At 72.1% G+C, this 13,538-nt stretch carries 14 protein-coding genes; 6 read left to right on the plus strand and 8 right to left on the minus strand.

Features of this window, described 5'->3' with window-relative positions:
• Positions 1-101: 101 nt before the first annotated feature.
• A complete protein-coding gene (locus tag D1J51_RS03190; RefSeq protein ID WP_119073725.1) occupies positions 102-773 on the minus strand; it encodes a Maf family protein in 672 nt (223 codons plus the stop codon).
• Between the two features lie 80 nt (positions 774-853).
• Here D1J51_RS03190 and D1J51_RS03195 point away from each other — a divergent pair, with 80 nt between their 5' ends.
• The 4 genes from D1J51_RS03195 to D1J51_RS03210 all read left to right on the plus strand — a co-directional run bounded on the left by D1J51_RS03195 (position 854) and on the right by D1J51_RS03210 (position 3,358).
• On the plus strand, positions 854-1,183 hold the full coding sequence (locus D1J51_RS03195; RefSeq protein ID WP_119073726.1) for a DUF7882 family protein: 330 nt from the start codon (positions 854-856) through the stop codon (positions 1,181-1,183).
• A gap of 45 nt (positions 1,184-1,228) precedes the next feature.
• Positions 1,229-1,528, plus strand: coding sequence for a DUF7882 family protein (locus tag D1J51_RS03200; RefSeq protein WP_119073727.1), 300 nt, complete (start codon positions 1,229-1,231; stop codon positions 1,526-1,528).
• 129 nt (positions 1,529-1,657) lie between these two features.
• Positions 1,658-1,927 carry a GlsB/YeaQ/YmgE family stress response membrane protein gene (locus D1J51_RS03205; protein ID WP_119073728.1) on the plus strand — a complete coding sequence of 90 codons (270 nt, stop codon included), beginning with the start codon at positions 1,658-1,660 and terminating at the stop codon, positions 1,925-1,927.
• A 39-nt stretch (positions 1,928-1,966) separates the two neighbouring features.
• Entirely contained in the window at positions 1,967-3,358 is a 1,392-nt protein-coding gene (locus D1J51_RS03210) for a class I SAM-dependent RNA methyltransferase (RefSeq protein WP_371414070.1), read from the plus strand.
• A 49-nt stretch (positions 3,359-3,407) separates the two neighbouring features.
• Here the strand turns inward: D1J51_RS03210 and D1J51_RS03215 are convergent, their stop codons facing one another.
• The 3 genes from D1J51_RS03215 to D1J51_RS03225 all read right to left on the minus strand — a co-directional run bounded on the left by D1J51_RS03215 (position 3,408) and on the right by D1J51_RS03225 (position 5,866).
• A complete protein-coding gene (locus D1J51_RS03215; protein ID WP_240422835.1) occupies positions 3,408-3,794 on the minus strand; it encodes a cupredoxin domain-containing protein in 387 nt (128 codons plus the stop codon).
• A 73-nt stretch (positions 3,795-3,867) separates the two neighbouring features.
• Complete coding sequence (locus tag D1J51_RS03220; RefSeq protein WP_119073731.1) at positions 3,868-5,304, minus strand: NAD(P)H-quinone dehydrogenase; 1,437 nt, start codon at positions 5,302-5,304, stop codon at positions 3,868-3,870.
• 58 nt (positions 5,305-5,362) lie between these two features.
• On the minus strand, positions 5,363-5,866 hold the full coding sequence (locus D1J51_RS03225) for an SIP domain-containing protein (protein ID WP_119073732.1): 504 nt from the start codon (positions 5,864-5,866) through the stop codon (positions 5,363-5,365).
• Between the two features lie 209 nt (positions 5,867-6,075).
• Here D1J51_RS03225 and D1J51_RS03230 point away from each other — a divergent pair, with 209 nt between their 5' ends.
• Together D1J51_RS03230 and D1J51_RS03235 are read left to right on the plus strand one after the other, a co-directional pair.
• Positions 6,076-8,922 (plus strand): aminotransferase class I/II-fold pyridoxal phosphate-dependent enzyme, encoded by a 2,847-nt coding sequence (locus tag D1J51_RS03230; RefSeq protein WP_119073733.1) that lies wholly within the window; start codon positions 6,076-6,078, stop codon positions 8,920-8,922.
• A gap of 9 nt (positions 8,923-8,931) precedes the next feature.
• The gene (locus tag D1J51_RS03235) at positions 8,932-9,738 is read left to right on the plus strand and encodes a purine-nucleoside phosphorylase (RefSeq protein ID WP_119073734.1); all 807 of its coding nucleotides are present in this window, start codon (positions 8,932-8,934) and stop codon (positions 9,736-9,738) included.
• Positions 9,739-9,765: 27 nt separating this feature from the next.
• On the opposite strand, the gene D1J51_RS03240 is transcribed toward D1J51_RS03235, so the two are convergent.
• The 4 genes from D1J51_RS03240 to D1J51_RS03255 form a co-directional block, all read right to left on the minus strand.
• Positions 9,766-11,397, minus strand: a complete 1,632-nt coding sequence (locus D1J51_RS03240) for an amidohydrolase (protein WP_119073735.1) — start codon at positions 11,395-11,397, stop codon at positions 9,766-9,768.
• 17 nt (positions 11,398-11,414) lie between these two features.
• A complete protein-coding gene (locus D1J51_RS03245) occupies positions 11,415-11,681 on the minus strand; it encodes a hypothetical protein (protein ID WP_240422837.1) in 267 nt (88 codons plus the stop codon).
• Between the two features lie 88 nt (positions 11,682-11,769).
• Positions 11,770-12,132, minus strand: coding sequence for a cupin domain-containing protein (locus D1J51_RS03250; protein WP_119073736.1), 363 nt, complete (start codon positions 12,130-12,132; stop codon positions 11,770-11,772).
• Positions 12,133-12,156: 24 nt separating this feature from the next.
• Positions 12,157-13,527, minus strand: a complete 1,371-nt coding sequence (locus D1J51_RS03255) for an NAD(P)/FAD-dependent oxidoreductase (protein WP_119073737.1) — start codon at positions 13,525-13,527, stop codon at positions 12,157-12,159.
• Between the last annotated feature and the right edge of the window lie 11 nt (positions 13,528-13,538).

The following is a 13,538-nucleotide window of genomic DNA, read 5'->3' on the forward strand; positions in this document are numbered from 1 at the left end:
CAGACGATACGCAGTTCAGAGCCGGATCCGGCATATCCTCCGCGGATCCCGGATCTACCGCCGGCGCGGAGGCGGGGCCGTCCCCGGCGCGGGGGCCCTGTTCACGTCGCCTCCTCGCCCCGGCGATCCACCCGCGCCTCGCCGTCCCAGAGGCTCGGATACTCGTGACCGAGCCCGATCACCAGCCGCCGCAGCGCGGGCAGCGAGAGCCCGATCACGCAGCTCGGGGCGCCCTCGATCCGCTCGATGAAGGCCCCCGCGAGGCCGTCGATCGCGAAGCCGCCGGCGAGCTCCAGCGGCTCCCCCGTGCCGACGTAGGCCTCGAGCTCGGCGTCGCCGAGATCCGCCGAGAGCATCACCCGAGCCGTGTCCACCGCCCCGGCCGCGCCCCGCACCGCACCGCCCGTGCAGTCGACGAGCCAGTGGCCCGAGTGCAGCACCCCGGTGCGGCCGCGATGCCGCTTGGCCCGGTCGAGCGCCACCCCGGGCAGGTGCGGCTTGCCCAGGATCTCGCCGTCCAGCAGAAACATCGAGTCGCCGCCGAGCACGAGCCCGTCGATCCGGTCCCCGTGGCGCCGCACGACGTCCTCGGCCTTGAGCCGGCCGAGGTGCTGCGTCAGCTCCGGCGCCGTGAGCGGCCTCCCGAGCTCCGACTCGCGCTCGGCGACCGCCGCCTCCTCGTCGACGTCGGGGGCGAGGCAGACGGGCTCGATGCCGGCTCCCCGGAGCACCGAGAGGCGGGCGGGCGAGGTCGAGGCGAGGTACAGACGCATGGAATCGAGTCTACGCGGGGAGCCCCGCCCCACCCTACCGGGGCTGGTGCCGCCACCGCCCGGGGTGGGATGATGGGGAGATGGGACACCTCGTCTACGCCGCGACGGTCGAGTATCCGATCGAGGACCGCGCACTGGCCCACCTCAAGGTGGCGGTCGGCATGAAGCTGCGCCGCCAGGAGAGCTTCTTCCTCAGCTGGACCAATCCGGTCGAGCGCGGCAGCGGGCGGGTGTCGCTCTGGCTCTCGCCCTCGATCCCGCTCATCTTCCGATTCTCGGGCAGCCGCACCCCGGAGCTCAACGAGATCTGGATCGAGGTGCTCGGCGAACTGTCGCACACCCCGCGCGGCCTGGTGCTCATCACCGAGAAAGAGGCCGAGACCTTCGCCGCGCAGCGCTCAGCGGGCTGACCCGTTCACCGTTTCCCGTCCATGCACCCCTGAGGAGGGCTCCCCGTGGGATACCTGCACTACGGACCGTCGCAGATCTTCCGATTCGACGACCGCGCACTCGCGCACCTGCGCACGGTCATCATGACGAAGCTGCTGCAGCAGGAGAGCCTGCTGTTCACCTGGAACGACGCCGGCATCCAGCGCAGCATCTGGCTGCAGCCGTCCGTCCCGCTGCAGTTCGAATTCGAGGCCGCCGAGACGCCGGCCATCAATCGCGCCTGGCTCGAGGAGCTCACGGCGGTCGCCAACGCCCCCGCCGGGCTGCGGCTTCTTCCGGAACCCGACCCGGGGCAGCAGCACTGACGCGCCACCGGGCGCGCGCTTACACCGGGCCGCGCTCCGTTCGCAAGCCCCTACTCCCCCCGGTCGCCGCACCCTAGCGTGACTTGAAAACCGGACGGCGTCTGCCGTTCGGAGACGAAGGGAGTTGTCATGGGTTTCCTCGCTTTTCTGCTGCTCGGCCTCATCGCGGGCGCCATCGCGAAGGCGATTCTGCCCGGTCGCCAGGGCGGCGGCTGGATCGCCACGCTGATCCTCGGAGTGGTGGGCGCGCTCGTCGGAGGCTGGCTCGGCTCGCTGCTCTTCGGAGCCGACATCGGCAGGTTCTTCTCGATCGAGACCTGGCTGCTCGCCATCGGCGGCTCCATCCTCGTACTGCTCGTCTACGGCCTCGTCGTCGGGCGCGGCCGACGCGACGCCTAGCGCATCCTCCGGCGTGCACGTGATGGGAGAATGGGAGGCATGTCATCACGCGCACCATCCGCCCGCCCGTCGCTCGAGATCGGGGAGACGATCGAACTCGAGGTGACCGGCATCGCCCACGGCGGCGTGAGCGTCGCCCGCCACGACGGACGCGTGGTGTTCGTGGCCGACGCCGTTCCGGGTGAGAGCGTGCGGGCCCGCGTGACCGACGCGAAGAAGAAGTCGTTCGCGCGGGCCACCACCGTCGAGGTGCTCGAGGCGTCCCGCGACCGCCGCCCGCACGTCTGGGCCGAGGCCGACCTGGCGCGCGACCCCGAGGACCGCGCCGGCGGCGCCGAGTTCGGGCACATCGCCCTCGAGCGCCAGCGGACCCTGAAGGCCGAGGTGCTCGCCGACGCGATGCGCCGCTTCGGCGGCGTCAGGCTGGCGGCCGAGGAGGGCGAGGACCTCGCCGACGCCCTCTCCGAACTGGTCGAGCCCGCACCGGGCGACGCGGCCGGGGGCCTCGCCGGGGTGCACCACGCCTCGGCTCCCGGCCTCGCCGACACGCACCACGCCTCGGCTCCCGGCCTCGGCTACCGCACGCGGGTGCGCCTCCACGTCGATCCGCGCACCGGTGCGGTCGGCCCGTACGCGGCGCGCAGCCGCCGCGTGATCACGGTCGATTCGCTGCCGCTCGCCACGCCCGGCATCAATCAGATCGCCCCGCTGCATGACCTCATGCCGGGCGTCGACGCTGTCGACCTCGTCGCCCCCGCTGCCGACGACCCCCGCATGCTCCTCACGCTGAGCGGCGAGAAGGGACGCGCGGGCGAGCACGACGCGATCCGGGAGCTGGTCGAGGATCGCGGCTTCGTGGTGCGCGCCGGGGGCTTCTGGCAGGTGCACCGCGAGGCGCCCGCCGTGCTGTTCACGGCGGTCAGGGACGCGATCTCCGACCTGGCCGACGACGGCCGCTTCGACCCCGCCGCGGCCAACCTCGACCTCTACGGCGGCGCCGGACTGCTCGCCGCGGCGATGGCCGAGGCGGCGGGGCCGGGGCTCAGGGTGACCACGGTCGAAACCGACGCGGGCGCGACCGACGACGCCGCGGAGAACCTGTCGGAGCTGGTCGGCGCGCTCGCGCTCACCGCGCGGGTGGATCGCCATCTCGCCGAGCTGCTGCGGGCGGCGGCGCCCGTGCGGGAGCGGCTGCGCCGCGGAACCGTGCTGCTGGATCCGCCCCGCTCCGGGGCGGGCGGAGCGGTGATGGGGCAGATCGCCGAGCTCTCTCCCGCGGGCGTCGTCTACGTGGCGTGCGACCCCGTCGCTCTGGCCCGCGACACCGGCACCCTGCGAGACGCGGGCTACGAGCTCACCTCGCTGCGGGCCTTCGACATCTTCCCGCACACGCACCACTTCGAGACCCTGGCGGTCTTCCAGCGGACGTAACCGCGAGACCCCATCCGCCGCGCGCGGCGCAGGGGGGCGGCGAATCGGCTCAGGCCGCCGTCACGCGCACGACGCCCGTCATCTCGACGTGAACCGAGCAGTCGTACTCGAAGTCGCCCGCCTCCTCGAACAGGTGCGTGTAGCCGCCCGTCGACATGAGTTCGCTGACGAAGCTGCCGTCGACCGCAACGACATCGTGCTGAACCGCGCCCTCGAAGACCCAGCGCACCGCCATGCCCTGCGAGATCTCCACCTCGGCCGGTTCGAAGGCGTTGTCGACAGCGCGCACCGTCACTGCCGGCTGCACGTCCTCGTCCGAGGGCACGGGATCCGGCTTCTCCGACGGCGAGCAGCCCGTCAGGCCGACGAGGGATCCGACGCCGAGGGCGCCGATGGCGCCGCCGACCACTCCGCGGCGCGAAACATTGCTGGTCACGGGCAACTCCTGGGGTCTGGGGATGGCGAGCGAGGTACTGGGGGCGTCGGCGGCGTTCGCACGCGCGGCCGGTTCAGTGCATGTGCAGCGCTCGGGCCGCGTCGGTGATCGCCCCCGTCATCGAGGGGTACACCGCGAAGGCCGAGGCGACCTGGTCGACCGTGAGCCGGTGCTCCACCGCCAGCGCGAGCGAGAAGATGAGCTCGCTCGCGCGGTGCGCGACGATGACGCCTCCGATCACGGTGCCGGACGCCTTCCAGGCGAAGAGCTTCACGAAACCGTCGGTGAAGCCGATCATCTTGGCGCGCGGGTTCACGCTGAGGGGCACCGTGTAGGTGACGTGCTGGGCCAGCCCGGAGGCCTCCGCGAGCGCGCGCTCGTTCCAGCCGACGGTGGCGATCTCGGGGTAGGTGAACACGTTCGCCGCGACGTTGCGCAGGTCGATGGGGCGCACGAAGTCGCCGAGCGCGTGCATGATGGCCGTGCGGCCCTGCATGGAGGCGACCGAGGCGAGCGGGAAGAAGTCGGTGCAGTCGCCCGCCGCGTAGATGGAGGGCATCGCGGTGCGGGCGACCTTGTTGACGCGGATGTGGCCGCTCTCCGTGAGGGCGACTCCCGCCTTCTCCAGCCCCAGCCCTTCGGTGTTCGGAATCGATCCGACCGCCATGAGGCAGTGCGACGCCTCGACGGTGCGCCCGTCGGAGAGCGTCACGAGCACGCCGTCGTCGGTGCGCACGACCGCGTCGGCGCGCGACTTCGACATCACGCGCATGCCGAGGCGCTTGAACTCGCGCTCGATGACCGCGGCGGCATCGGGATCCTCGCCCGGCAGCACCTGCTCGCGGCTCGACACGAGCGTGACCTCGGCGCCGAGGGTGCGATAGGCGTTGGCGAACTCGGCGCCGGTGACGCCCGAGCCGACGACCACGAGGTGCTCCGGGATCGCCGGGAGGCTGTAGAGCTGCTTCCAGGTGAGGATGCGCTCGCCGTCCGGCTTGGCGGAATCGAGCTCGCGCGGGCTGGAGCCGACAGCCACCACGATCGTGTCCGCATCGACGTGGTCGAAGTCGGTGCCGCCGGAGGCGGCCGTCGAGACGATCACCGCGCCCGGGCCGTCGAGACGGCCCTCGCCCTGCACCACGCGGACCCCCGCGTCCTCGAGCGATCGCAGCATGTCGACGGACTGCGCGCCGGCCATGGCCAGCAGGCGCTTGTTGACGGCCGCGAGGTTGAGCGCGATCTCGGGTCTCACGGGTTTGCCGTCGCCTCCCGGGACGAACGTCTGCACGCCCAGTCGCCCCGCATCGCGCACGGCCTGCACGCCGCCCGCGGTGGCGATGAGGCTCTTCGACGGCACGACGTCGGTGAGCACGGCCGCTCCGCCGACGCCGGCGCGCTCGATCAGCGTGACCTCGGCGCCCAGCTGGGCTCCCGCGAGCGCCGCCTCGTATCCGCCGGGGCCGCCGCCGAGCACCGCGATGCGATGCTTCCGTTCATACGCTTTCGCCATGCCCACAAGTCTAAGACCGTTCGGCACCGCCGAGCGCACCGGAGGGCGAACCCGCGATCTAGAGGTGTCTGCGCTGGCAGGAGTCGCGACAGGCGTTCTGGCAGTATCCGGGCCAGCGCTTCTCGAGGCGGCGATCGAGCCCGGCCCAGTAGCTCTGCATCACCGAGCTGGTGCGGGCGCCCATCCACAGCTGGATGTTGCGCACGGCCTCGCTGTCGGCCCAAAGCCACTCGTCGAACCACGCGTCGACCGCTCCCGCGAGCGCCTCTCCGCGGCGGCGCCCGGCACCCGGCCTCGGGCTCATCTCCCGCTGCTCGCGGCAGAGCCAGGTCACGCCCACGTGCGGCGGCACGGGAAGCGGCTCGATCTGCATCTCGGCGAAGACCTCGATGAACACCTGGCCGTACGACTCCTCCGGGAGCCGGCGCAACCACTCGCGCAGCTCGGTGAGATCGGAGGCGTCGCCCGCCGCGAGCACGCAGTCGACACCGGCCGGGTCGATCACAGATACGATCTGCGGGTCGTCCGCCGGTTCCGGAGTCGAGGGCTCGGGCTGATTCACCCCTCTATATTAGGGCGCCCTAACCTTCGTCGGCTGATCTCTCGGCAGATCATCAGGTTGTGCGACCGGGGCCCGCGCATCCCGCGGTCGCCCGGGTGCCCGCTCGGGCATGCAGAAGCGCCTAAGATCAACGTTCAAAGGATACGCATAATTCATAGGCTCGCGCCCGGCCCCGGGGAACGAAGACGTTTGGAAGGACACCGCCGCACATGACGAGGATCGAAGCCGCCCGCAGCTCAGCCCCCGACGAGGGCCGCAGCCCGCTCGCCCGCAGCGACGAGGAGAGGGGCGACCCGACGCGATCCGCGGTCACCGGCGCGACGGCCCTCGAACGGGATCCCGGCATGCCGACGAGCACGTGGCGGTTGCGCAGCGACGCGTGGGAGTACCTGCGATTCGCGGTGAAGCGCCTGGCGCTGGGCAGCGACGACGTCGAGGCGCTGGCGGCGGACAGCGAGATCCATCGCTCGCTGCGCGCCCTGGAGACCATCGAGATGTACTGGGCCGGCTTCGGCCAGCGATACGTCCGGGACATCGGCGAGCTGCTGGAGCTGGGCGACTACCGCGCGGCGCTCGATCGGATCGGGCGCGTGGTCAACCGCCTGCGCGGCGACACGGTGCCCGACGAGCCGCGAGACGAGCACCTGGAGGAGCTGGAGCGGGCCGAGCTGTCGGCCGACGCCGACCCGCGCCCGCGCTTCGAGGTGCTGGTGATCGACGAGACCACGCCGTCCGATCGGGACACGATGCGCGCGGAGGGCATGCGGCTGCGCGCGCCCGCCGACTCGTTCATCTACGAGTACGTCATCGTCCCCTCGGCCGACGACGCCGTGGCGGCGGTGCTCACGAACCCGAACATCCTCGCTTGCGTGGTGCGGCCGGGGTTCAGCGACCGCACGCGCCAGCGGCTGAGCCGCGACCTGCGCGAGACGGTCGACCTGGCCCGCGCCGAGGTGCACACGGGGTCGGCCCCCGCCCGCAGCTCGTTGGCGTCGGTGCAGCGGGTGCTGGGCCTCGCCGACACGCTGGCCGCGATCCGGCCCGAACTCGACCTGTACCTCATGGCCGGCGCGCATATCGAGGACCTCGCGGGGGCGCTCACCCGCCGCTTCCGACGCGTGTTCCGCAGGGAGGATCAGCTCGAGCTGCACCTCTCGCTGCTGCGCCGCGTCTCGCACCTCTACGACACCCCGTTCTTCACCGCGCTCCAGGACCACGCTCGCCGCCCCGTCGGCGTATTCCACGCCCTGCCTGTGGCGCGCGGCGGCTCGGTCGTGGGCTCGAAGTGGATCAAGGATCTCGCCGACTTCTACGGACTCAACCTGCTGCTCGCCGAGACCAGCGCCACCTCGGGCGGCCTCGACTCTCTGCTCGCGCCCACCGGCGCCATCAAGAAGGCCCAGGATCTCGCCGCGCGCGCCTACGGCGCGAAGCACTCGTTCTTCGTCACCAACGGCACCTCGACCGCGAACAAGATCGTGCACCAGGCCCTCGTCGGCCCGGGCGACGTCGTCATGGTGGATCGCAACTGCCACAAGTCGCACCACCACGCCGTCATGCTCACCGGCGCGCGCCCGGCCTATCTCGAGGCCTACCCCCTCAACGACTACGCCTTCTACGGCGCCGTCCCCCTGAGCCGCATCAAGCAGATGCTGCTCGACTACCGCGCCGCCGGCCGCCTCGACGAGGTGCGCATGATCACGCTCACCAACTGCACCTTCGACGGCGTCGTCTACGACCCCGAGCGCGTCATGGCCGAGTGCCTCGCCATCAAGCCCGACCTCGTGTTCCTCTGGGATGAGGCATGGTTCGCGTTCGCCGCGTTCCACCCCGTCACCCGCCGCCGCACCGCCATGGCAGCCGCCAAGCGCCTCCAGGAGCGCCTCAGGACTGGCGCTCACGCCGCCGCGTACCGCGAACAGCAGCAGCGCCTCTTCAGCTCCGACGGCACCCCCGGCGACGACGAGACCTGGCTGCGGGAGCGGCTGATCCCCGCCCCGGAGGCCCGCGTGCGCGTCTACGCGACGCACTCGACCCACAAGACCCTCACCGCGCTCAGGCAGGGGTCCATGATCCACGTCTACGACCAGGACTGGGTGCGCGAGGCCGAGGAGCCCTTCCACGAGGCGTACATGACGCACACCTCGACCTCCCCCAACTACCAGATCCTCTCCTCCCTCGACATCGGCCGCCGCCAGGTCGAACTCGAGGGCTTCGAGCTCGTGCAGCGCCAGCTCGACCTCGCCACCAGCCTCTCCCAGGCCATCGCCCGCCACCCGCTGCTGCGCCGCACCTTCCGCGTGCTCACCGCCCACGACCTCATCCCCGCGGCCCACCGCGAGGTCGGCCGCCCCATGCCGCTGCGCGACGGCCTCGCCACCATGTGGCAGGCGTGGACGCACGACGAGTTCGTCGTCGACCCCAGCCGCATCACCATCGAGATCAGCCGCACCGGCGTCGACGGCGACACCTTCAAGCACGAGCACCTCATGGACCGCTACGGCATCCAGGTCAACAAGACCAGCCGCAACACCGTGCTCTTCATGACCAACATCGGCACCTCCCGCAGCGCCATCGCCTACCTCATCGAGGTGCTCGTCAAACTCGCCGAGCGCTTCGAGGAGATGCAGGCCCAGCGCGACCCCGACGACCGGGTCAGGCCCGAGACCCCCATGCCCCCGCTCCCCGACTTCAGCGCCTTCTCCCCCGGCTACGCCACGGACGGCGTACGACCCGACGGCGACATGCGCGCCGCGTTCTTCCGCGGCCAGCGGCGCAAGAACATCGAGCACGTCCTCCCCGACGAACTCCGCGAGCGCGTCGCCCGCGACGAGCAGCCCGTCTCCGCCGGCTTCGTCACCCCCTACCCGCCCGGCTTCCCCGTGCTCGTCCCCGGCCAGATCATCACCGCCGAAGTCCTCGACTTCATGTCCGTCCTCGACACCCGCGAGATCCACGGCTACAACGCGCGCCGCGGCTACCGCGTCCTCAAACCGCAGGACGAGACCGCGCAGCAAGCCGCCGCTCCGGAGGGGCAGGCGCCGCCGGAGTCCTAAGCTGGTCGCATGACGGAGATTCGGGATCCCCAGGCCCTCGCCCGCGAGGCCGCCGACACCATCGCGCGCCTCACCGGCGTGGAGCACCACGGCATCGCCCTCACGCTGGGCAGCGGGTGGGGGCGGGCGGCCGACGTGATCGGCGAGACCGTCGCCGTGGTCCCGGCGGACGAGGTGCCCGGCTTCCACGCGTCGGGGGTGCCCGGCCACTCCGGCACCCTGCGCTCGATCCGTCTGGCCAGCGGCGAGCACGCGCTCGTGATCGGGGCCCGAACGCACTTCTACGAGGGCCGCGGCGTGCGCGCGGTCGTGCACGGAGTTCGCACGGCGGCCGCGGCCGGCGCCGGCGTCATGATCCTCAGCAACGGCGCCGGGGGCATCGATCCCGCGTTCAGGGCCGGCGAGCCGGTGCTCATCTCGGATCACCTCAACCTCACCGCCGCCTCTCCCGTCGAGGGCGCGAACTTCGTCGACCTCACCGACCTCTACTCGTCGCGGCTGCGGGAGCTGGCGCACCAGGCGGAGCCGTCGCTGCAGCAGGGCGTCTACGCGCAACTGCCGGGGCCGCACTACGAGACGCCCGCCGAGATCCAGTACCTGCGCGTCATCGGCGCTCAGATCGTGGGCATGTCGACCGCGCTCGAGGCCATCGCCGCCCGGCAGGCGGGCCTGGAGGTGCTGGGACTGTCGCTCATCACCAATCCGGCCGCAGGCCTGGGCGAGGATCCGCTCAGCCACGAGGAGGTGCTCGCCGAGGGCAGAGCGGCCGAACCTCGCCTCGCCGAGCTGCTCTCGCGCATCGTCGCGCGGCTGTAGGCCGCCGACCCGCGACCGGCCCGCGGGCTACGCCTCGTGCACCGCGCGGCCGTCGACAACGGTGAGCCGGATCGGCACCTCGGGCAGCTCGTCCGGAGTCGCCTCGACCGGGTCGGCGCCCCAGACCGTGAGATCCGCGACGGCGCCCACCGAGATGACGCCGCGATCCCCGTGCCCGCGGGCCCGGGCGGGCCACAGCGTGTACGCCAGCAGCGCCTCCTCCCCCGTCAGCCGCTGCGACGGCTCGAAGACATGGGCCGACGGGTCGCCGGGCGTACGCCTGCCGCGGGCCCACGCCATGCCCAGCCGCGGATCGTACTGCGCCACGGGCCAGTCCGAGCCGAGCACGAGCGTCGCCCCCGCGTCGAGCACGTCACGCGCGCGGTAGCCCGTCGCGTCGCGGCCGGGGCCGAGCCGCACGGCCCAGTTGTCGCTGCCGTCGGCAGCCCGCCACTGCATGTGCAGCGGCTGCATGGACGCGGTGGCACCGAGTCCCGCGAGCTGCCGCAGCCGCTCGACGTCGGCGTCCGAGAGCACCTCCAGGTGCTCGATGGAGTGGAACGGCAGGCCCTCGCGCGGCGGCAGCGCCGCGTAGACGTCGAGTACGCGGCTCACCGCGTAGTCGCCGACCGCGTGCGTCGCGATGAGCATGCCTGCGTCGTGGTAGGCGCGCACCACCTCGGCGTATCGCTCCCACGACGGCCAGAACGAGGCCCGCCCGTCTCCGCAGGCGTCCGGCGCGTGCAGCCAGGCCGTGCCCGTGTCGATCACGCCGTCGCTGAACAGCTTGATGGCGCCCGTCTGCCACAGGCGCCCGCGGCGGTCCTTCGCCGCGACGACACGGGCCACGTCGTCGTCGGTGTCGCCGACGGCGTGCCAGTGGTGCACGGTGACGCGGTGATCCAGCTCGCCCCGGCCCTCGAGCTCGGCCAGCAGCTCGACCGTGCGATCCTTGCCGTCCATGATGGCCCCGCCCGTGAGCCCGGCCGCCGCCAGCCTGCGGAACATGTCGCGCAGGGCGTCGCGCTCCTCGTCGGGCGAGGGCTTCGGCGCGGCGTCGAACAGCAAATTGTAGGCCGTGGGCTCCCGCAGCTCGCCCGTCGGCGAACCGTCGGCATCCACCACGACCTCGCTGGCGTCGTCGAAGTCGCGCGCCCCGGCGATGCCCGCGGCGGCGAGCGCGGGAGCGGTGCCGAGCGCCGTGTGCAGGTCGTAGCAGATGAGCGCGACCGGGCGGCCGGGGGCCGCGTCCTCGAGCAGGTCGCCGCGCATGCCGGTCGCCTCGAACGGCTCGTACTCGAGGTTCCAGCCGCGCAGCCAGGCGCCCTCGGGCAGGCGCGCGTGCTCGGCCGCGAGTGCCTCGCGCAGCTCGTCGATCGTGCCGAGCCCGCCGAGGTCGACGCCATCCGTGACCTCGGCCGCCCAGTGGGGGTGGGTATGGGAGTCGAAGAGGCCCGGGGTCACGGTCGCTCCGGAGACGTCTCGCACGGGGATCGCGGCGGCCGAGGCCTCGGCACGGACGGCGTCGTCGTCGCCGATCGACGCGATGCGCCCCCTTCGGATGAGGATCGCGGTGGCGTCGTGGTGCTCGCCGGTGTTGGTGCGCAGTCGCGCCCCGACGAGCGCGAGGTCTCCTCCGGTGGCGGTGCGGTCGTGCATGGGGGGCTCCTTCCGGATCAGTGACGCCCGATGGCGTCGAAGTGCTCGCGCGGGGTCGATGCGCCGCCGAAGCGGCGCGGGTCCCAGCGGCGCTGGGACTCGGGATCGCCGTCCCCGCCCGCGACGAGATCGGCGAGGTACTCGCCCATGAATGCAGCGTACTTGAACCCCTCGCCGGAGTCGCCGCAGGCGAGCACCGCGGAGGGGTGGGTGCGCCCGAGAGCGGCCGGCAGCCTCCAGGCGCAGCCGCCCGCCACGATCGCGCGGTCTCTCATGGTCTTCATCCCTCCTTCGGTCGAGGATCGGCGCCCGGTCGGACGGGGCCCGCGACGTGCCTCCGGCCGGACGCGCAACCCGACGGCCCCGAGACCCTCAGTCGTCGATCGTGGTGTAGTGCTTGCGCAGCGGCCCGTGCACCCGCCACACGCCCTTCCAGCCGGAGGGCATCACCATCACGTCTCCCGGGCCGAACTCCTCGGGCTCCTCGCCCTCGACCTCGACCGTCACCCGCCCCGAGAGGATGGTGCAGATCTCGGTGTAGCCGTCGCGCTCAGCCGTGAAGGCGCCGGGCGCGCACTCCCAGAGGCCCGTGGCGATCCTGCCGTCGGTACCGCCCGTCCATACCATCAGGGCGGCCTCGGTCTGCCCCTCGACGAGTGCCGTCGGCTTCGGCGCGTGCGCGCCGAGCTCGACGCCGGCGGTGTCGTGGGCGGAGTGTGTGCGGATGGTGCTCATGTGCTCCTCGTTCTGAGATCTCGATCAGTGCCGCCCGGTGATCACGTCGGCGACGTGCGCGATGGGCGAGGTCTTCTCGCGACCCCCGAGCTCCGCGCGATCGGCGACCCCGTAGGCGGCGTAGAGCCCCTTGGTCGCGATCCAGCGCAGCGGTTCCGGCTCCCACTTGCGCACGCGGTGATTCACCCAGGGCAGCGACACCAGCTCGCTGTCGTCGCCGAGGACCAGATCGGCGATGGTGCGGCCGGCGAGATTCGTGGAGGTGACGCCGGTGCCGACGTAGCCGCCGCCCCAGGCGATGCCCGTCTCGCGGTCGAGCCCGACCGTCGCGGCCCAGTCGCGGGGCACGCCGAGCACGCCGGACCACACGTGGTCGATGGCGGCGCCCCGCGTCGCCGGGAAGAAGCGGTGCAGGATCTCGCTCAGGGTCTCGACCGTGACCAGGGGCGTCCGGCCGTCGGTATCGGTCTTCGATCCGTACCTGTAGGGCACCCCGCGGCCGCCGATCGCGATCCGGTCGTCGGCGGTGCGCTGGGCGTACATGTAGACGTGGGCGAAGTCTCCGAGCACCTCGCCCTCGCTCCAGTGCAGTTCGTCCCACACCTCCCCAGGCAGCGGCTCGGTGGCGATGAGCGACGAGTTCATCGGCAGCCACAGCCGCTTGAGCCCCTTCAGCCCCGCCGTGAATCCCTCCGTTGCGCGCACGATGTACTCGGCCGACACCGTACCGTGCGTGGTGCGCAGCCGGTGGGGTTCGATCTCCACCACGCGGGTGCGCTCGTAGATCTCGACGCCGAGTCTTTCGACGGCGTCGGCGAGGCCCGCGGCGAGCTTGGCGGGCTGGATCCGCGCGGCGTGCGGATGCCACACGGCCGCCCGCGTGCCCGCGACGTTGATCTTGGCCCTCGCCTCATCGGCCTCGAGGAGTCGGAGATCCGTGTACCGCCACGACTGCTCCTCGGCCGCGAATGCGCGGAGCCTCGCCTCCTGCGCCGGTGCGTGGGCGACGTTGAACTCGCCTCCCTTCTTGATGTCGGCGTCGATCCCCTCCGCCGCGGCCACGCGGATCACCTCGTCGACGGTCTCGTTCATGGCCCGCTGGAACCGCTCGGCCGCGTCTCGACCGTGCGTCGGCTCGTACTGGGCGCGGCCTCCGGTGATCGCGGCGGTGAGCCAGCCGCCGTTGCGGCCGGACGCGCCGTAGCCGGCGTGCCGCTGCTCGACGACGACGACGCGCAGCTCCGGGCGCGCCTGTTTGAGGTAGTAGGCGGTCCAGAGGCCGGTGTAGCCGGCCCCCGCGATCGCGACGTCGGCGGTCAGGTTGCCCGGGAGCTCGGGGCGCTGCTTCGGGGCGCCGACCTGCTGCCACCAGTGGGAGACGTTGCCGTTGATCATTCGGGGTTCCT

Source organism: Leucobacter sp. wl10, assembly GCF_003569785.1.
Classification (GTDB): domain Bacteria; phylum Actinomycetota; class Actinomycetes; order Actinomycetales; family Microbacteriaceae; genus Leucobacter.

Bases quoted from the DNA above. Each gene is read 5' to 3' on its own strand.
- D1J51_RS03230 (WP_119073733.1), top strand. From the start codon at position 6,076: ATGACGAGGATCGAAGCCGCCCGCAGCTCAGCCCCCGACGAGGGCCGC.
- D1J51_RS03255 (WP_119073737.1), bottom strand. From the start codon at position 13,527: ATGATCAACGGCAACGTCTCCCACTGGTGGCAGCAGGTCGGCGCCCCG.
- D1J51_RS03205 (WP_119073728.1), top strand. From the start codon at position 1,658: ATGGGTTTCCTCGCTTTTCTGCTGCTCGGCCTCATCGCGGGCGCCATC.
- D1J51_RS03235 (WP_119073734.1), top strand. From the start codon at position 8,932: ATGACGGAGATTCGGGATCCCCAGGCCCTCGCCCGCGAGGCCGCCGAC.
- D1J51_RS03190 (WP_119073725.1), bottom strand. From the start codon at position 773: ATGCGTCTGTACCTCGCCTCGACCTCGCCCGCCCGCCTCTCGGTGCTC.
- D1J51_RS03195 (WP_119073726.1), top strand. From the start codon at position 854: ATGGGACACCTCGTCTACGCCGCGACGGTCGAGTATCCGATCGAGGAC.
- D1J51_RS03245 (WP_240422837.1), bottom strand. From the start codon at position 11,681: ATGAAGACCATGAGAGACCGCGCGATCGTGGCGGGCGGCTGCGCCTGG.
- D1J51_RS03240 (WP_119073735.1), bottom strand. From the start codon at position 11,397: ATGCACGACCGCACCGCCACCGGAGGAGACCTCGCGCTCGTCGGGGCG.
- D1J51_RS03220 (WP_119073731.1), bottom strand. From the start codon at position 5,304: ATGGCGAAAGCGTATGAACGGAAGCATCGCATCGCGGTGCTCGGCGGC.
- D1J51_RS03250 (WP_119073736.1), bottom strand. From the start codon at position 12,132: ATGAGCACCATCCGCACACACTCCGCCCACGACACCGCCGGCGTCGAG.
- D1J51_RS03210 (WP_371414070.1), top strand. From the start codon at position 1,967: ATGTCATCACGCGCACCATCCGCCCGCCCGTCGCTCGAGATCGGGGAG.